Source organism: Bradyrhizobium sp. USDA 4354 (assembly GCF_054060315.1).
The window spans coordinates 4,291,263-4,307,199 of sequence record NZ_JBSSDC010000001.1; the positions used below are offsets into that span (position 1 = coordinate 4,291,263).

General features: G+C 65.6%; 13 protein-coding genes and 1 pseudogene. 6 read left to right on the top strand and 8 right to left on the bottom strand.

Going from position 1 to position 15,937, the window contains the following annotated elements:
• Positions 1-51: 51 nt before the first annotated feature.
• The 3 genes and pseudogenes from ACVIIV_RS19530 to ACVIIV_RS19540 all read right to left on the bottom strand — a co-directional run bounded on the left by ACVIIV_RS19530 (position 52) and on the right by ACVIIV_RS19540 (position 4,857).
• A complete protein-coding gene (locus ACVIIV_RS19530; protein ID WP_456745616.1) occupies positions 52-1,404 on the bottom strand; it encodes an MFS transporter in 1,353 nt (450 codons plus the stop codon).
• A 320-nt stretch (positions 1,405-1,724) separates the two neighbouring features.
• Positions 1,725-3,675: pseudogene (locus tag ACVIIV_RS19535) on the bottom strand (hypothetical protein).
• Positions 3,676-3,774: 99 nt separating this feature from the next.
• Entirely contained in the window at positions 3,775-4,857 is a 1,083-nt protein-coding gene (locus ACVIIV_RS19540; protein WP_456745617.1) for a lysylphosphatidylglycerol synthase transmembrane domain-containing protein, read from the bottom strand.
• Positions 4,858-5,284: 427 nt separating this feature from the next.
• Between ACVIIV_RS19540 and ACVIIV_RS19545 the strand changes: the two genes are divergently transcribed.
• Positions 5,285-5,791, top strand: coding sequence for a YciE/YciF ferroxidase family protein (locus ACVIIV_RS19545; protein WP_456745618.1), 507 nt, complete (start codon positions 5,285-5,287; stop codon positions 5,789-5,791).
• A gap of 215 nt (positions 5,792-6,006) precedes the next feature.
• A complete protein-coding gene (locus tag ACVIIV_RS19550; RefSeq protein WP_456745619.1) occupies positions 6,007-8,406 on the top strand; it encodes a bifunctional diguanylate cyclase/phosphodiesterase in 2,400 nt (799 codons plus the stop codon).
• A gap of 3 nt (positions 8,407-8,409) precedes the next feature.
• Here the strand turns inward: ACVIIV_RS19550 and ACVIIV_RS19555 are convergent, their stop codons facing one another.
• Positions 8,410-8,844, bottom strand: a complete 435-nt coding sequence (locus tag ACVIIV_RS19555; protein ID WP_456745620.1) for a hypothetical protein — start codon at positions 8,842-8,844, stop codon at positions 8,410-8,412.
• 56 nt (positions 8,845-8,900) lie between these two features.
• Between ACVIIV_RS19555 and ACVIIV_RS19560 the strand changes: the two genes are divergently transcribed.
• Complete coding sequence (locus tag ACVIIV_RS19560) at positions 8,901-9,491, top strand: hypothetical protein (RefSeq protein ID WP_456745621.1); 591 nt, start codon at positions 8,901-8,903, stop codon at positions 9,489-9,491.
• Between the two features lie 12 nt (positions 9,492-9,503).
• On the opposite strand, the gene ACVIIV_RS19565 is transcribed toward ACVIIV_RS19560, so the two are convergent.
• Positions 9,504-10,847: an aminotransferase-like domain-containing protein gene (locus ACVIIV_RS19565; RefSeq protein ID WP_456745622.1), complete on the bottom strand. Its 1,344-nt coding sequence runs from the start codon at positions 10,845-10,847 to the stop codon at positions 9,504-9,506.
• Positions 10,848-11,043: 196 nt separating this feature from the next.
• Here ACVIIV_RS19565 and ACVIIV_RS19570 point away from each other — a divergent pair, with 196 nt between their 5' ends.
• Entirely contained in the window at positions 11,044-11,280 is a 237-nt protein-coding gene (locus ACVIIV_RS19570; protein WP_456745623.1) for a DUF1127 domain-containing protein, read from the top strand.
• Between the two features lie 676 nt (positions 11,281-11,956).
• On the opposite strand, the gene ACVIIV_RS19575 is transcribed toward ACVIIV_RS19570, so the two are convergent.
• From ACVIIV_RS19575 to ACVIIV_RS19585, 3 genes are all read right to left on the bottom strand, one after another.
• Entirely contained in the window at positions 11,957-12,406 is a 450-nt protein-coding gene (locus tag ACVIIV_RS19575; RefSeq protein ID WP_456745624.1) for a hypothetical protein, read from the bottom strand.
• 77 nt (positions 12,407-12,483) lie between these two features.
• Complete coding sequence (locus ACVIIV_RS19580; RefSeq protein ID WP_456745625.1) at positions 12,484-12,909, bottom strand: universal stress protein; 426 nt, start codon at positions 12,907-12,909, stop codon at positions 12,484-12,486.
• A 57-nt stretch (positions 12,910-12,966) separates the two neighbouring features.
• Entirely contained in the window at positions 12,967-13,503 is a 537-nt protein-coding gene (locus ACVIIV_RS19585) for a SixA phosphatase family protein (RefSeq protein WP_456745626.1), read from the bottom strand.
• A 92-nt stretch (positions 13,504-13,595) separates the two neighbouring features.
• On the opposite strand from ACVIIV_RS19585, the gene ACVIIV_RS19590 reads away from it, so the two are divergent.
• A complete protein-coding gene (locus ACVIIV_RS19590; protein ID WP_456745627.1) occupies positions 13,596-15,065 on the top strand; it encodes an NAD(P)/FAD-dependent oxidoreductase in 1,470 nt (489 codons plus the stop codon).
• 88 nt (positions 15,066-15,153) lie between these two features.
• Positions 15,154-15,666 carry a peptide-methionine (R)-S-oxide reductase MsrB gene (gene msrB / locus ACVIIV_RS19595; RefSeq protein WP_456745628.1) on the top strand — a complete coding sequence of 171 codons (513 nt, stop codon included), beginning with the start codon at positions 15,154-15,156 and terminating at the stop codon, positions 15,664-15,666.
• Positions 15,667-15,937 lie beyond the last annotated feature (271 nt).

The following is a 15,937-nucleotide window of genomic DNA, read 5'->3' on the forward strand; positions in this document are numbered from 1 at the left end:
GCGGCCGTGAAGCCGCCGTTGAGTTGCCTGGTCGAGCTCCCATGGGAGCTCTCAGGAGGAACGTTTGAGCGTCACCCGCTCGATCTTGCCGACGATGGCGAGATAAGCGAACGCCGCCACCAGCGCGTTGAGCCCGACGAACACCAGCGCGCCGTTGAACGAGCCGGTCGCGGCCAGGATGTAGCCGATCACGATCGGGGTGGTGATCGAGGAGAGGTTGCCGAAGGTGTTGAACAGGCCGCCGGAGACGCCACCGGCTTCCTTGGGGGAGGTGTCGGAGACCACCGCCCAGCCGAGCGCGCCGATGCCCTTGCCGAAGAAGGCGAGCGCCATGAAGCCGACCACCAGCGCCTGTCCCTCGACATAGTTGCAGGCGATGATCGACATCGACAGCAGCATGCCGCCGACGATCGGGATCTTGCGCGCCATGGTCAGCGAGCCGGTTCTGCGCAGGATCGCGTCGGAGATGATGCCGCCGAGCACGCCTCCGATGAAGCCGCACAGCGCGGGCAGCGTCGCGACGAAGCCGGCTTGCAGGATCGACAGGCCGCGCTCCTTGACGAGGTAGACCGGAAACCAGGTCAGGAAGAAATAGGTCAGCGTGTTGATGCAGTACTGGCCGAGATAGACGCCGAGCATCATGCGGTTGGAAAGCAACTGGCGGATGTGGTCCCAGCCGGAGCCGGCCTCGGGCGCACGCTCGCGCAGTTGATCGTCCTTGGGCGCGTCGAGATCGACCAGCGCGCCGCCGTCCTTGATGTAGTCGAACTCGGCGTCGTTGATCGAAGGATGCTCCTTCGGGCCATAGATGGTCTTGAGCCAGACGAGGCCCATCACGATGCCGAGCGCGCCCATCACGAAAAACACGAAGCGCCAGCCGTAAGCGTGCGCAATCCAGCCCATCAGCGGCGCGAAGATCACGGTGGCGAAGTACTGACCGGAGTTGAAGAAGGCCGATGCGGTGCCGCGCTCATTGCCCGGAAACCAGGCCGCGACGATGCGGGCGTTGGCGGGAAAGGACGGTGCTTCCGCGACCCCGACAAGGAGGCGAAGCGCGAACAGCACGACGACGGCAGCGCCGGCGCTGAGAAAGCCGACCCAGCCCTGCATCAGCGTGAACAGCGACCAGATGATGATGCTGAAGGCATAGACGAGGCGCGAGCCGTAGCGGTCGAGCAGCCAGCCGCCCGGCACCTGCGCCACGACGTAGGACCAGCCGAAGGCCGAGAAGATCCAGCCCATGGCGACGGGATCGAGATGCAGCTCTTTCGAGAGCGCGGGACCCGCGATCGAGAGTGTGGCGCGGTCGGCATAATTCACGGTGGTGACCAGGAACAACATGGTCACGATGAACAGCCTGACGCGAGACCTCCTCACGTCCGCTGCGGACACTACTGCGCTCATCACGCGCCTCCTTAGAACTCGAAACGTTTCCTCAAGGCGACTCCTAGAGGCGCGCGCGGCAAAGTGTCCAAGTTCAAGGGAGTATCGATCGATGCCGTTTTTGGATTGATGGAACGGCAGGTGGAGGGAACGATGTTGGCGTAACGAGAATCTGCGAGCAGTGGTGATACGCGAGATGATGCCGCCCACACCGCTGTCATTCCCCGCGAAGGCGGGGAATCCAGTACGCCGCGGGCTCGCGATTCAATCACTGCTGTCACGGCGTACTGGATCGCCCGCCTGCGTGGGCGATGACACCGAAAGTGTCGAGGCAGCGCGGCCTACTGCTGCGCGCTCGGCGGCAACTGCGGCAGAAATCCCCGCGTCACGTTCGGCGGCACCGCATCGAGCCCGAGCACGGCGCTCGCGGCCGGCAGCGCCGCATCCGCCATCGCGGCATGACCTTCGGCGCTCGGGTGCACGGCGCCGCCATAGACGGCGGAGAGCACGCCCCAGGTCGCGTCGTGGATGTCGGTCGGCTGGCTCGCCGCCGGCAAGCCTTGCGGATAGGTCATCGCCGCGAAATAGCTGTCATTGGCGTCGCGGATCCAGCGCGCGCGAGGCAGGTAGGCGCGATATTCCGAGGCGCCGCGGCCGCACAGCATCGGTTGGCTCGCCGCGCTGACGATATCAGGATTGAAGCTCTGGCCGTTCTCGGCAAAGCAGCTGCGGTCGAATTCGGGATCGTTGCCCGAATGGGCGCAGAAGCCGTGGTCGGCGAACGCGGCCTGGTGCGCGTCGACGAAGGTCATGCGGTCGGCCTCGGGATCGCGGCACAGCGCGCCGCGGGTGCAGGTGGCGAGCCCCTTCAGCTGCGGCAGGAATTCGGTGTCGACGAAGGTGGAGATGCGGGCGAGGCGCTGCGGATCGGCGTTGAACGACGGGTGGATGTCGAAGCCGGCACGGCCGCCACGGCAGGGCACGCCGCCGTCGGCGAGCGCAGGATTGGCGTAGGAGACATAGACCACATGCGAGAGGTCGCCTCCGACGAGAGGCTTCAGCGCCTCGCGCAGCTTGACGAAGTTCTGCGGCAGCTCGCGCTGTAGCGCGTCGCGGGAATCATCAACGCCGGCCATCACGCCGGAGCGGCGGAACAGCGCCCGTTCGGTCGCGGTGTCGACGATGACGTCGGCGACCAGGCCGGAGAAATAGACGTCGTTGGCGCCGACCGACAGCAGCACGAGATCGAGCGTGCGCTCGGGCTGGCGTTTCTTTGCCGCGGTGAGTGCTTCGCGCAGCTCGGCGACCTGGGCGGTCACGCTGGTGTTGCAGACGCCGGTCTTTGCCGGGCGGGCATTCGCGGGCGCGCTGCGAGCCGAGCAGCCCGTCGCCAATGCTGGCTCCGGTGCAGGCGAGCGGCAGGTAGGTCACGGCGATGTGGGTGTAGCGCACCGCGAGCGCCAGCGCGGTGCGCGTCTGGTAGCTGTACAGCGAGCGGTGGCAGGGCGCGTTGAACCAGAGCGCGCTGTAGCGTTGCCAGTTGGCGAGCGTATCCGGCGCCTCGCAGGCGCGGCCGCCCTTGAAGCCGTGGCGGCTCGGCCGGTAATACTGCGCGCCTGCGGTGCCGAGATAGGAGCGGAAGCAAAAACCTTCGTCCGACAGTGCCAGCGGCCGGTCCGGATTGCCCTCGCCGGAGGCGATGCTGTCCCCGAGGCCGGCGACGAAGATGTCGCGGACCTGGATCTCGGTCTGGACACGCTGGGTCGGGTCCGAGCCGGCGGAGACATCGACGGTCGCAACCGTCTGCTTGCCGTAGCGGACGCGCAAATTGATCGGCTCGGCGCAGTCGAAGGTCGAGGCTTGCGGTCCGTCGCCGTCGTCGAACGACCAGGCGCAGGTGGCGCCGACCGGCACCGCGCCGGTCAGGCGTACCGTCACCGGATGGTCGATCGGTGTAATGTAGTTCTCTTTGACGTTGTCGCGGGTGCAAGGCTGGTTGACCCGGCCCTGGAGGTCGATGCACAGGCGGTTGACCATATTGCGGGCCCAGCCGCGGCCCTCGCTCTGGAGCTCCAGCGATTGTTCGGCGGCAAGGATGCTGCGGTTACGCGCGTTCTCGACATGGAGCAGGAAGTCGCGCTCCTCACGGAACAGCCGGAAGCGGTTACGCACCTCCCAGGAAATCTGCATGGTGCCGGCGTCCTGCGCGGCGGCGCGCTCGGGCAAAGCAGTCAGGATGCCGGCAAGCAGCACGGCGCCTGCCGAGAGGGTGCGAAGGAATACGGTGATCATGGCCCGCGTCTTCAACGGCAAAGTTGAGGCGGAAATAAGAGAGGATTGCGCCTCGGCCTGCAACCTTTGCCTGATGATTTCCGGGACGCCTTAGGCGGCTCAGCGCTTGCTGGCCTGCCGCAGCAGCCGCTCGCGCTCCATCGGCGTCACCTCCTTGGGCAGGTTGGCCTGCGCGCAGGCTTCCGCCAGCCGCCGCCGCTCCTGCCACGGCGCGACCACATTCATCCAGAGCTCGCGCGTGCCCATGATGGAGATGGCCAGGCCGAACGGGATCACGAAATAGAGAATGCGGAACACCAGCAGCGTGGCCAGAAGCTCCTCGCGGCCGAACTGGGGCAGCGCCACCAGCATGGCGGCATCGAACACGCCGATCGAGCCGGGGGCGTGGCTGGCAAAGCCGATCAGGGTCGCCAGGATGAACACGACCGCGAGCGACATGAAGTCGATCGGCGGGTTGGACGGCATCAAGAGGTACATCGCCGTGGCGCAGAAGCCGAGATCGACGACGCCGATCAGGATCTGCACCAAGGTCAGCGGCGCCGAGGGCAGCACCACCTTCCAGCCCTTCTGGCCGAGTTCGCGGCGCTTCTCGCCCATGCAGAGCCAGACCAGATAAGCGCCGATCGATGCGAGGCCGCCGAGCGCGATCAACCGGTTGAGCGACGAGGGGAGCTGATCCATCGAGGAGGCCGCATCCGGATGGATGGCCATGCCGATCGAGAGCACGAAGATGTTACCGAGCCAGAAGGTCAGGCCCGACAGGAAGCAGATCTTCGCGACGTCGATCGCATTCAGCCCGTAGTCCGAATAGATCCGGAAACGGATCGCTCCGCCGGTGAAGACGGTGGCGCCGATGTTGTGGCCGATCGAATAGGACGTGAAGCTGGAGAGCGCCGCGATGCGATAGGGCACGTGCTTCTTGCCGATCGTTCGCAGTGCAAAAAAGTCGTAGAAGGTCAGCGTACAGAACGCAAAGAATACGCAGACCGCCGCCAGCCCGATGTTGCCGCGGGGAATCTCGGTCAATGCGGTCAGGATGACCCCGGTATCGATGCCCTTGAGGGTCCGCACCAGCGTGGTGATCGCGAAGGCGATGATGAAGACGCTTGCGGCAATGCCGAGCCGTCGCCAGCCGATCCATCTCTTGAAGCCGCGTTTCAGCGCGGGCAGCAGTCCGTGCATTCATCCTCCCGGCAGGGGGCAACACCGACCCGGCCGGATTGGCCAGTCGGGCGCGACCACGGCCAAAGGCAAGCATCGATCGCTAGACATGATCCAGCTCATTTAAGGCAAAAACACCGGCTTGTGCAGCCCTTGACAACAATAGGTTCTGCGTTGGATTGGCCACTTTTGTCATATGCGGTTCATATCGGCTGCGCGTTAAGCATATGAGTCGTGAAGCCGACTCCGCTCGCGGCTTTAATGTGGCACATGATTTCGAATCCTGGCGCCGTCCGCATTGTTCCAGCGCAAGCGGGTACCTGGCCCTTTTGGAACGTCGATGCCGCGTGCTCGTTAGGCTCCATCAGCAATCGAGCATGGCGGAATATCCGGCTTTTCGTCCAAGCCGGCGCCTCCGTGTTCCCAAGACCCGAGGAGGATCGGAACGATGGGACTGTTCACAAAGGACATCAAGACCATGAACGATCTGTTCGTGCATCAGCTCCAGGACATCTATTATGCCGAGCAGCAGCTCACCAAGGCGCTGCCGAAAATGGCAAGCAGGGCCACAGATCCGCAGCTGAAACAGGGCTTTTTGACGCACCTTGAGGAAACCAACCAGCACGTCGCACGACTCGAGGAAGTGTTCAAGATGCACGGCGTCGCCGTGAAGGCGGTCGACTGCCCGGCCATCGACGGCATCATCGAGGAAGCCGACGAGACCGCCGGTGAGGTTGCGGACAAGGCGGTGCTGGATGCGGCGCTGATCAATGCGGCCCAGGCCGCCGAACATTACGAGATCGTCCGCTATGGCAGCCTGATCGCCTGGGCCAAGCAGCTCGGCCGCAACGATTGTGCGGCGGTGCTCGCCAAGACGCTCGAGGAAGAAAAGGCGACCGACAAGAAGCTGACGACGCTCGCTGAGAGCAAGGTGAATCTGCGCGCGGCGAGCTGACGACGTTTGGCTGACACGCGCCGCGCGGTGGTCCGCGCGGCGCGCTGTTTGGCGGGGGCATCCGGCCGGCATGATCGGCCTCGGTGCGCCGGCGCGAGGATGAACAATGTGAGTGATCACACACATCTTCCATTCACCAATCCCCGAACAGGCTTGTAGCCGGTTACCGATCGTCCACCACTGTCGGCTCAAGTGCCGGTCGATAGGGGCCGGCAATGTATCAAGTTCTCTACTGTCTCACCGACGAGCATGATTGGCGACTCGTCGCGCTTGGCGGCGCCGTGTGTCTGCTCGCCAGCGCCGCGGCGATCAGCCTGTTTCAGCGCGCACGCGCCACGCACGGCCCCGGGCGTCTGGCCTGGATTGCCCTCGATGCGGCCGTCAGCGGATGCGGCATCTGGGCGACGCATTTCATCGCGATGCTTGCCTACGGGCCGGGCGGCGCCGGCGCCTACAACATCCCGGTGACAATTCTCTCGTTGGTGCTTGCGATCTCCGTGACCTTCGTGGGGCTGAGCATCGCCGTATCGTCATCGCGCCCGGTGTGGATCGTTCTCGGCGGCGCCATCGTCGGCACGGGTGTCGCGGCGATGCATTACACCGGCATGGCGGCGCTGGAGATGCCGGCACGGGTGCATTGGATCGGAAGCACGGTTGCCGCCTCGGTGCTGTTCGGAATCGTCTTTGCTGCTTTCGCATTGTTCATTGCCGCCCGGCGCGACGACCTCTCGCATGCGCTGACGGCGACCAGCCTGCTGACGGTCGCCATCGTCTCGCATCATTTCACCGCGATGGGCGCGGTGCTGCTGACGCCGGACCCGACGCTCGCGATCAGCGGGCTCTCCATCCCGCCGGCCTCGCTGTCCTTCCTCACCGCCAGCGCCGCCGTCGCGATCATCGCGATTGCGCTCGTGGCCGCGCTGCTCGACCGCCGCGCCAAGGGCGAATTGGGCCGCCAGCAGATCGTGTTGGACAGCGCGCTGGAGAACATGTCGCAGGGACTGTGCATGTTCGATGCCGACGGCAAGATCATCCTGTTCAACGAGCGCTATGCCGCGATGCTCCGTCGTACCGACATCCTGCTCACCGGCAGGCTGCTGGTCGACGTGCTCAGGGAAGAGCAGGCCAAGGGCCAGTGGCAGGGCGACGCCGATGAATTCTTCGCGCGCCTCATCGCCGACGCACGCGAGGGCCGCACCACGACCGACGTCGTCAACCGGTTCGGCCGCTCCATCCGGGTCGTCAACCAGCCGATGCAGGGCGGCGGCTGGGTTGCGACTTTCGAGGACATTACCGAATGGCTGGAGGCGCAGGCCAAGATATCGCACATGGCCCGCCATGACGCGCTGACCAGCCTGCCGAACCGGGTGCTGTTCCACGAAGAGCTCGAGCAGGGGCTGCGTCGGACCAAGTCGGGCGACCAGCTCGCTGTGCTCTGTCTCGATCTCGATCACTTCAAGGACATCAACGACTCGCTCGGCCATCCCATCGGCGATGCGCTGCTCAAGGAGGTCGGCCGCAGGCTGCAGGCCACCGTCGGCGAGAACGACACCGTGGCGCGGCTCGGTGGCGACGAGTTCGCGGTGGTCCAGATCGGACGTTCCGAGGAGACCGCTGCGAGGTCCCTTGCCGGCCGCCTCGTCGAGGTGATCTCGGCGCCTTACGAAATCGACGACCATCAGATCGTGATCGGTGTTTCGATCGGCATCTCACTGTCGCCGCAGGACGGCAGCAATCCCGACGAGCTGTTGAAGAACGCCGATCTTGCGCTCTACCGCGCCAAGGCGGATGGCCGCGGCACCTATCGCTTCTTCGAGACTGGCATGGATGCGCGCGCTCAAGCGCGGCGCCTGTTGGAAATGGATCTGCGCGCGGCGCTGCAACGCAACGAGTTTCAGGTTTATTATCAGCCGATCCGTGACGTCGCCAGCGGTCGTGTGGTTGCCTTCGAGGCGCTGTTGCGCTGGAACCATCCGCAACGCGGGCTGATCGCGCCCATCAGCTTCATTCCGCTCGCCGAGGAGACCGGGCTGATCGTTCAGCTCGGTGAGTTCGTGCTGCGCTCCGCCTGCACCGACGCAGCCACTTGGCCCGACGACGTCGATGTCGCCGTCAATTTATCGCCGGTGCAGTTCAAGAGCCCGAACCTGATCGCGTCCGTGACCGAAGCGCTGGCCACCTCGGGGCTTGATGCGCGCCGTCTCGAGCTCGAGATCACCGAATCGGTGCTGCTCCAGAACAGCGAGGCGACGCTCACGACCCTCCACGAGCTGCGCGCCATGGGCGTGCGGATCTCGCTCGACGATTTCGGCACCGGCTATTCGTCGCTGAGCTATCTGCGCAGCTTCCCGTTCGACAAGATCAAGATCGACCGCTCCTTCGTGTCGGAGCTGGCGACGCGCGAGGATTCCATGGCGATCATCCGCGCGGTGACCGGCCTCGGCCGCAGCCTCGGCATCGTCACCACGGCGGAAGGCGTCGAGAACGACGTGCAGCTCGAGCTGCTCCGGCGCGAAGGCTGCACTCAGGCGCAGGGTTATCTGTTCAGCAAGCCGCGGCCGGCGTCCGACGTGGCGATGATGCTGGACCGCCCGCGGCTGCGCGCGTCGGCGTAAGGATTAGCCGCGGCGCAGCGCGAAATGCGCGCCGCAGAACGCCATCACGGCACCGAGGCACAGGGCGGCAAGCCCGGCGAGCACGCCCGAGACGGTCGGGATCGGGCTCGGCGCCGAGGCCGCCTGGCCCGCCCCCGCAAGCAAGAGCACGCCGACCGCGATCAGGAACTGCCGCATCCGCTGCGGGATCTGGCCGGAGACGGCGCTCTGCATCAAGCTCGCCGTGAAATAGCCGCCGGAGAAGCCGACCGTGGCGATCAGCCACCAGGCGATCGCGGCGCCCGCGGGGATGAACTCATGCGTGTTGGGACGCCAGAGGCCGCCGAGGTCGAGACCGTAGCGCGCGCCCAGCATGTGCACCGCGAGCGCGAGCAACACGCCGGAGATCATTGCGGCGCCGAGAATCAGGCGGCGCGGAAAAAAGGTCGTCTCAGCCATGCCCCGCTTGTAGGATGGCTGGAGGCGATCGCGCAAGCCGATCGCGAACGGGATCAATGGTCGATATGCGGGGAGCTGAAGCTGGTTCGGCCACGAGCTACGCCTACAAGGCCTCGCTGATCGGCTCGGCGCATCGCTTCGAGCTGACGGAGGAGGGATTGTCCTGGCACATCGCCGGACGCTCGGGCCTGTGGCGCTACGACGAGATCTCGGCGATCCGGCTGTCGTTCCGCCCCGTATCGATGCAGCAGCACCGCTTTCGCGCCGATGTCAGCCGCGCCGGCGGCGGCCGCATCGCGATCCTGTCGACGAGCTGGCAGACCGCGGCCCTGATGGCGCCGCAGGACAGCGGCTTTCGCGATTTTCTCATCGAGCTCCATGCGCGGATGGCGAAAGCGGGCAGCCGCGCCGAATTGACCGCAGGTCTCGGTCGCAAGACCTATGCGGCGGTGCTGGCATTGCTCGCGGTGCTGACTGTGGCGATGGCCGGGCTGTTGATCCGCGCGCTTCTGATCGGTGAATTCGCCGGCGTGCTGTTCATCCTCGGCTTTGCCGCGCTGTTCGCCTGGCAGGTCGGTGGCTTCGTCCGGCGCAACCAGCCGCGGAGCTATAGTCTTGATTGCGTGCCGAAGACCTTGCTGCCTTAGCTTCGCCGCACGCTACTCTGTCGAGTCAAAATCCTCTTCCTTGGTGCCGAGCAGCGACACGATCGTGCGCAGGCCGGAATCGAGCTGCTCGGGCGAAGGCGGGGCGAGGGCGAGCCGCACCGCGTTCGGCGCGTGACCATGCGCGATCGCGAAGGTCGAGGACGGTGTCAGCGCGATGCCCCGCCTTGCTGCTGCGGCGACGAAGGTCTGCGAGCGCCAGTGCGTCGGCAGCGTCAGCCAGAGATGATAGGAGCGCGGATCGGCGGCGAGCTGGTAGCCGGCCAAGAGCCTCGCGGCGGTCTGCTGGCGCCGCGCGGCGTCGATGCGCTTCAGACGCGTCAGCTCGGCGACGGTGCCGTCGGCCATCAGCCGCTGTCCGGCCGCCAGCGCGTGGCCGGAGGCGATCCAGCCACCGGTGCGGACCGCGCTCATCACGCTTTCGCGTAAGTGAGGCGGCGCGACCAGGATGCCGAGCGCAAGGCCCGGCGCGACCTTCTTGGATAGGCTGTCGATCACGATGCAGCGGTCGGGCCCGAGCGCGGCCAGCGGCGTGTCGTCGGCAAGGAAGCCGTAGACGGCGTCCTCGATGATGGTGAGATCGAGCTTTTCGGCAACGCGCATGATGTCGGCGCGCCGCGCCGCGTTCATGGTGACGCCGAGCGGATTCTGGATGATGGGCTGCAGATACAGCGCCGACAGGTGGGCCTCGCGATGCGCCTTCTGGATGGCGTCGGGTCGCGCGCCGAATTCGTCCATCGGAATCGGGACCAGCGTCACACCGAGCCGCGCGGCGATGCTCTTGACGTAAGGATAGGTCAGCGCCTCGACACCGCAGCGGCCACCGGTCGGAACGAGTGCCGCGAGCGCGGCCGCGAGCGATTGCTTGCCGTTGGCGGTGAAGAAGATCTGCTCGGGCTGAGGCGCAAAATCCTTGCGCGCGAGATAGGCGGCGGCAGCGACGCGCGCACTCTTCGTGCCGGTGCTGGTCGAAACGCGCAGCGCGGATTCGAGCGCGTCGATGCGCTCGAGCCCCGCAAGGCTCTTGGCGATCATCGCCCATTGCTGCGGCAATAGCGGATAATTGATCTCGAAATTGACGCGCGCCTCGACAGGCTCGCTCATCGTTTGGACGGGACGCCTGACGTCGCCGGAGATGAACGTGCCGCGCCCGACTTCGCCGACCACGAGCCCGCGTCGGAGCAATTCGGTATAAACCCGGCTCGCGGTCGAGACCGCGATGCCACGGTCATAGGCAAAATTGCGCTGCGGCGGCAGCCGGTCGCCGGGCCTTAACGTGCCGTTAGTGATATCGGCCGCAATGGCATCGGCAAGCTTCACGTACTCGAACTTGGACATTATTGCACCGAGAGCAATGTTTTACTTGCTCCGAGGAGTGTACTGGAGCATTTAAGTTCCATCAAGTCCATCAAGTTCCGCGATTGAGCCGAGGGGAGCGAGAGCAATCCGACGGCAAATGAGGTGCAGGCGCCCACAAGCGTCCGCGCCAACGGCATCGGCTTCGCCGCGCGGGACGACAGGCCGGAGAAGAAAAATGACCACGATCTCGCAAACTGCCGGGCGGAGCTTACGCCCATCCTCGTCGGGCGGATTTTTCACTGCGCTCGCCCATGGCGTCTCTGCACTGTTCAACCGCCTGGAGCGCCGCTCCGCCGTCAAGACGCTGAACGAGCTCGACGACCGCGCCCTGCGCGACATCGGCATCACGCGCAGCCAGATCGAGGACGCGGTGTACGGGCAGTTCAAGACCGAGCTGTCGCGGTATCTGTGATCTCCTTCGACTGCGCGTTCCTCGCGTGTCCCGGACGCGCTGCAGCGTGAAACGCTGCTGCGCAGAGCCGGGACCCAGCGACCGCACTCGCTGATGCATGGGGCCCGGCTCTGCAGCGCATCGTCGAAGAGACGCTGCGCTGCGTCCGGGGCACGAGAGCGAAGTTGTTGCGCGCAACTGTCTCAACATCGTCATTGCGAGCCAACGGGTCCGCGCGAAGCGCGGCCCGATGACAGGCTCCGCGAAGCAATCCAAAGTCTTTCTGCGGAGGCAGTACCCACCGTCATCCTGAGGTGCGAGGCGTGCGATGCGGACGCATCGCAGGCCGAGCCTCGAAGGATGAACGGCCGAGATGCAGCCGGGCGTCGCCCTTCGAGGCTCCCCACGCGACGCGTTGCGTCGCATGGAGAGCACCTCAGTGTGACGGTCATAGATTGGTGCTCGCGGCATAGGTATTGATTTCCCAACAATCGACACACCTTCGCATCCTCGCGGCTCATTTCGCCCGAGCTTTGCTTCCGTCATCTCACCCTCAACTGAAAGAGGGCGCAGGGAAGGCCGGGAGCCGGCTGGCACCCGCGGTCCACTGTGCGAGGTTTGCAGTCAGAAAATCTGCACAGCGGCATACAGGTGAAGCCAGGACATCCCAGCCTTCCCTGCGCAGTGGTTTGACGGCTTATGTCGCGCTCTCCCCGGGGAGCGATGCACTATTGCCCCCGTCGCCTTGCGGATGGCTGATGCGCGTGCCCGGTCGGGCAACACACATCACCGCAAGACTTGGCGCACAGACCCCGGGCGCCAGGACCACACGATTTTGCCGTACGCCAGTCACACCGGTCGTGTGCGCGAGGCCCTTGCTCACGGTTGCCCGCCCTGCAAAACCCTTCGCGCCGACGTGACCCGCGTCCACCGCCGCCCAGCCCGCGTTCGTGACGATCGCGATACGCCCCTCTTCCTTGGGCCGGGTTGCGGCGACACAAATGCCGTTTCCGAATTTCGGTAAAGTGGAATATTTTTGACGAAGCGTCTTGACCGATGCTTTGGGTGTTTTGCCCGACGGGCGATACAGGGTCTTGTAGCCCGGATGAGCGGAGCGATATCCGGGATTCGCGGCGCGAGCGGCCATGGGCCCCGGCTCTGCAGCGCATCACTTCGTGCTGCGCAGCGTCCGGGGCACGAGAGCGGAGTCTGCTATGACGACACTCAGTGCCTCACCACCAGCACCGAGCATTTGGCGTAGCGCACGACGTGCCCCGCGTTGGAGCCGAGGAAATAGGTGCGCATCGCCGGCCGGTGCGAGGTCATGACGATCAGGTCGGCCTTCATGTGCGCGGCTTCCTCCAGGATCTCGTGATAGATGCCGCCCTGGCGCACCACGCTCGATATGCGGGAAGGCTCGATGCCGGATTCGCGCGCGACGATGGCAAGCGCTTCTTCCGAGGTCTGGCGCTGCTGCTCGTCGAAATCGGCCGGGACATATTCGGCCAGCATCACCGGTGTCATCGGCAGCACGTTGAGCAGGCGCACCATGCCGCTCCAGGTCTGCGACAACGTCGCCGCGGTCGCGATCGCCGGCTTGGCCAGATCGGTGTCGGCGAGGTCGATGGGCACGAGGATGGACTTGAACATCTGCGCCTCCCTGTGAACCAGGCTGGATCAACCGGTCGAGACGGCGCCCGCGCGTCTCTAGCCCGATCGAAGCAGCTTGGGGCTGACGAACAGCACCAGCTTGCCGCGGCGGTAGGCCACGTCCTCCCAATCCTTGACGTCAAAGTCGAAGATCGCAAGCCCCGCTGTGGGCAGGTTGTGGCCGAGCGCCTTGGCGCCATCGGGATCGCCGCCGCCGATCAGCATCAGGGCGACCTCGTGCATGCCGGGATTGTGGCCGATCAGCAGCAACCGCTTTGGGGCGGCCGGGGCGGTTGCAGTGCGAATGGCTTCCAGGATCTCGGCGGCACCGGCGCCATAGAGCTCCGGCAGGACCTCGACCTGCGGCGCGGGGACGCGGTCCCTCATCGCCTCCCAGGCGATGTCCCAGGTCTGCCGGGCTCGCACGGCGTGCGACACCAGCACGGTATCGGGGAACGGTGGATGGGAGGCGATCCAGTCGCCCATCTGCGCGGCATCCTTGTGGCCGCGCTCGTCGAGCCGGCGGTCCTGGTCACGGCCGCTCGGTGCGTCGGTCTCGGTCTTGGCGTGACGCAGCAGCATCAAACGGCGCATGGCATTCTCGAATCGTTACGGGTCCAGGATAATCTACAGGCGCCGGTTGAGGACAAGGTGACAAGCGCCGGGTGGGTATCCTAAGAAACGCCATGAGCGAGACTTTCACAAGCGTGCCCCAGGAAGAAGCCGGCTTTCGCGACCGCGCGCGGCTGTCGTTCGATCTCGACGCCGACGTCTGCGTGATCGGTGCGGGGCTCGCCGGGCTTTCCATCGCGCTGGAAGCGGCCCGGCTCGGGGCCAGTGTCGCAGTGCTCGAGGGCCGCCATATCGGCTGGAACGCCTCCGGCAACCAGATCGGCACCGTGATGCCGGGCTTTGCGCTGCCGCTCACCGACCTGATCGAGCGCATCGGTTTCGAGGACGCCCGCGAATTGTGGGCGCTGTCGAAGGAGGGCGCCGAGTTCGTCCGTGCCAATGCCACGGAAGAGAACATGCCGGGAATCGGCCTTCGCGACGGCGTGCTGGAAGTCTCCAACGTCGACACCGGCGACCGGCTGATCAACCGGTTGCAGATGCTGCATGAGGATTTCGACACCGAGGTCGAGGGCTGGCAGGTCGATCGCGTCCGCGAGATGCTCAGGACCGATCGCTACTTCCACGGCGTGTATTACCCCAAAGCGTTCCGGGTAGACGGCCGCAAATATGTGCACGGCCTGGCGGCGCTGGCGCGGCGGGCAGGCGCCCGCATCTTCGAGGATACGCCGGTGGTCAGCATCGATCATTCCGGCATCCGCAAGCGCATCGTCACGCCATCGGCGCGGCTGCGCGCGACCCACATCGTGCTCGCCGGCAACATCCATCTCGGCGCGCCCTTGAAGCGCCTTTCGGAGACGCTGCTGCCGGTCTGGCGCTATGCCGGCATTACCGCGCCGCTCGGCGAGCGCCTGCATGAGATCATCGCCTTCAAGGGATCGGTGATGGATTCCGATGGCGTCGACCATTTCCGGATCGTCGACGGCGACCGGCTGATGTGGGAGAGCCCGGAGACCACCTGGGCGGCGCGGCCGCAGCGCTTCGCCGGCGCCGTCAGGCGGCGGATCCGCACGATCTTCCCCGAACTCGGCGATGTCGAGATCACCGAGATGTTCGGCGGCGCCACCGGCCAGACCGTGCACGGTATGCCGCAGATCGGCCAGCTGCGCAAAGGTCTATGGGTGGCGAGTGGGTTCGGCCGCCAGGGCATGAATACGTCGGCCATGGCCGGACAGATGATCGCGCGCAGCATTTTGTGGGGCGATGAGCGCTGGAAGCTGTTCTCACCGTTCGAGCTGGTCTGGGCGGGCGGGGCGACCGGCCGCGTTGCCGGCCAATTGGTCGGCATCTGGAGCAGGGCGAGTTCCGCCGCCGCTGGCTCGCTGGCCCGCTACCGCGAACGTGCCAGGATCAAGGACAGGGAGCGCGAGGCCCGTCTCGCCGAGGCAAACCGCGCTGCCGGCACCGGGCCGCGCCGTCCGCCGCCCGGTGTGCGGCCGCGGCCGGCGCCTGCACCGGAATATGCGGCCCAAGGTGTGAAACAGGCTGCGGAACCTGCCGCGCAGGACGCCGACGTCCCGCAATAAGCCCGCGAAAAATCCCGCCCGAACGTGTAACGTCGGCCGACAGAAGCCCGTATCTCAGGGCGTGGACTTCCCGCGCACGGAGAATGACATGTTTGACCGCCGCATCCTGCTCACGACTGTCGCCGGCCTGTTCGGCCTTTCGGCCTTCCGCTGGCTGAGAGCATCCCCCGCCGAGGCTGGCGAGAAGGCCGCGGAAAAGTTCGAGATTGTGAAGACCGAGGCCGAATGGCGTGCCCAGCTCACGCCGCAGCAATACGAGATCCTGCGCAACCACGGCACCGAGCGGCCCGGCTCCAGCCCGCTCTTGAAGGAGCACCGCAAGGGCATCTTCTCCTGCGCCGGCTGCGATCTGCCGCTGTTCGCGTCCGAGACCAAGTTCGAAAGCGGGACGGGCTGGCCGAGCTTCTATGCGCCGATCGAGGGCAATGTCGGCAAGACCGAGGACCGCACCTACGGCATGGTGCGCACCGAGGTGCATTGCCGCCGATGCGGCGGCCACCTCGGCCATGTCTTCGACGATGGTCCGAAGCCGACCGGCTTGCGCTACTGCATCGACGGTTTCGGGCTGGTCTTCCACCCGGCTGCGGCGTCGGCGACGTAGGTTCGCCGGAGTCATTCCGGAGCGATGCGTCAGCATCGAATCCGGAATCTCGAGGTTCTCAGGTGCGCAATTGCGCACCAGAATTCGATGCTTCGCATCGCTCCGGAACGACGATTTCGGCCCGGCAATTGTTGCCGGCCCGGCAATTGTGCCCCGGTCATCCGACCGGGGCCTGTTTGTCTAAGTCATTGATTTGCTGAAGATACCCGCATTGGCATAGGCCTTGCGACGTCTCTTTCCGATTGCGGCCATGGTCGACCGGCCGCCGAGA

Excerpts from the sequence above, each read along its gene's own strand:
- ACVIIV_RS19530 (WP_456745616.1), bottom strand. The coding sequence starts at position 1,404 with ATGAGCGCAGTAGTGTCCGCAGCGGACGTGAGGAGGTCTCGCGTCAGG.
- ACVIIV_RS19540 (WP_456745617.1), bottom strand. The coding sequence starts at position 4,857 with ATGCACGGACTGCTGCCCGCGCTGAAACGCGGCTTCAAGAGATGGATC.
- ACVIIV_RS19545 (WP_456745618.1), top strand. The coding sequence starts at position 5,285 with ATGGGACTGTTCACAAAGGACATCAAGACCATGAACGATCTGTTCGTG.
- ACVIIV_RS19550 (WP_456745619.1), top strand. The coding sequence starts at position 6,007 with ATGTATCAAGTTCTCTACTGTCTCACCGACGAGCATGATTGGCGACTC.
- ACVIIV_RS19555 (WP_456745620.1), bottom strand. The coding sequence starts at position 8,844 with ATGGCTGAGACGACCTTTTTTCCGCGCCGCCTGATTCTCGGCGCCGCA.
- ACVIIV_RS19560 (WP_456745621.1), top strand. The coding sequence starts at position 8,901 with ATGGTCGATATGCGGGGAGCTGAAGCTGGTTCGGCCACGAGCTACGCC.
- ACVIIV_RS19565 (WP_456745622.1), bottom strand. The coding sequence starts at position 10,847 with ATGTCCAAGTTCGAGTACGTGAAGCTTGCCGATGCCATTGCGGCCGAT.
- ACVIIV_RS19570 (WP_456745623.1), top strand. The coding sequence starts at position 11,044 with ATGACCACGATCTCGCAAACTGCCGGGCGGAGCTTACGCCCATCCTCG.
- ACVIIV_RS19575 (WP_456745624.1), bottom strand. The coding sequence starts at position 12,406 with ATGGCCGCTCGCGCCGCGAATCCCGGATATCGCTCCGCTCATCCGGGC.
- ACVIIV_RS19580 (WP_456745625.1), bottom strand. The coding sequence starts at position 12,909 with ATGTTCAAGTCCATCCTCGTGCCCATCGACCTCGCCGACACCGATCTG.
- ACVIIV_RS19585 (WP_456745626.1), bottom strand. The coding sequence starts at position 13,503 with ATGCGCCGTTTGATGCTGCTGCGTCACGCCAAGACCGAGACCGACGCA.
- ACVIIV_RS19590 (WP_456745627.1), top strand. The coding sequence starts at position 13,596 with ATGAGCGAGACTTTCACAAGCGTGCCCCAGGAAGAAGCCGGCTTTCGC.
- msrB (WP_456745628.1), top strand. The coding sequence starts at position 15,154 with ATGTTTGACCGCCGCATCCTGCTCACGACTGTCGCCGGCCTGTTCGGC.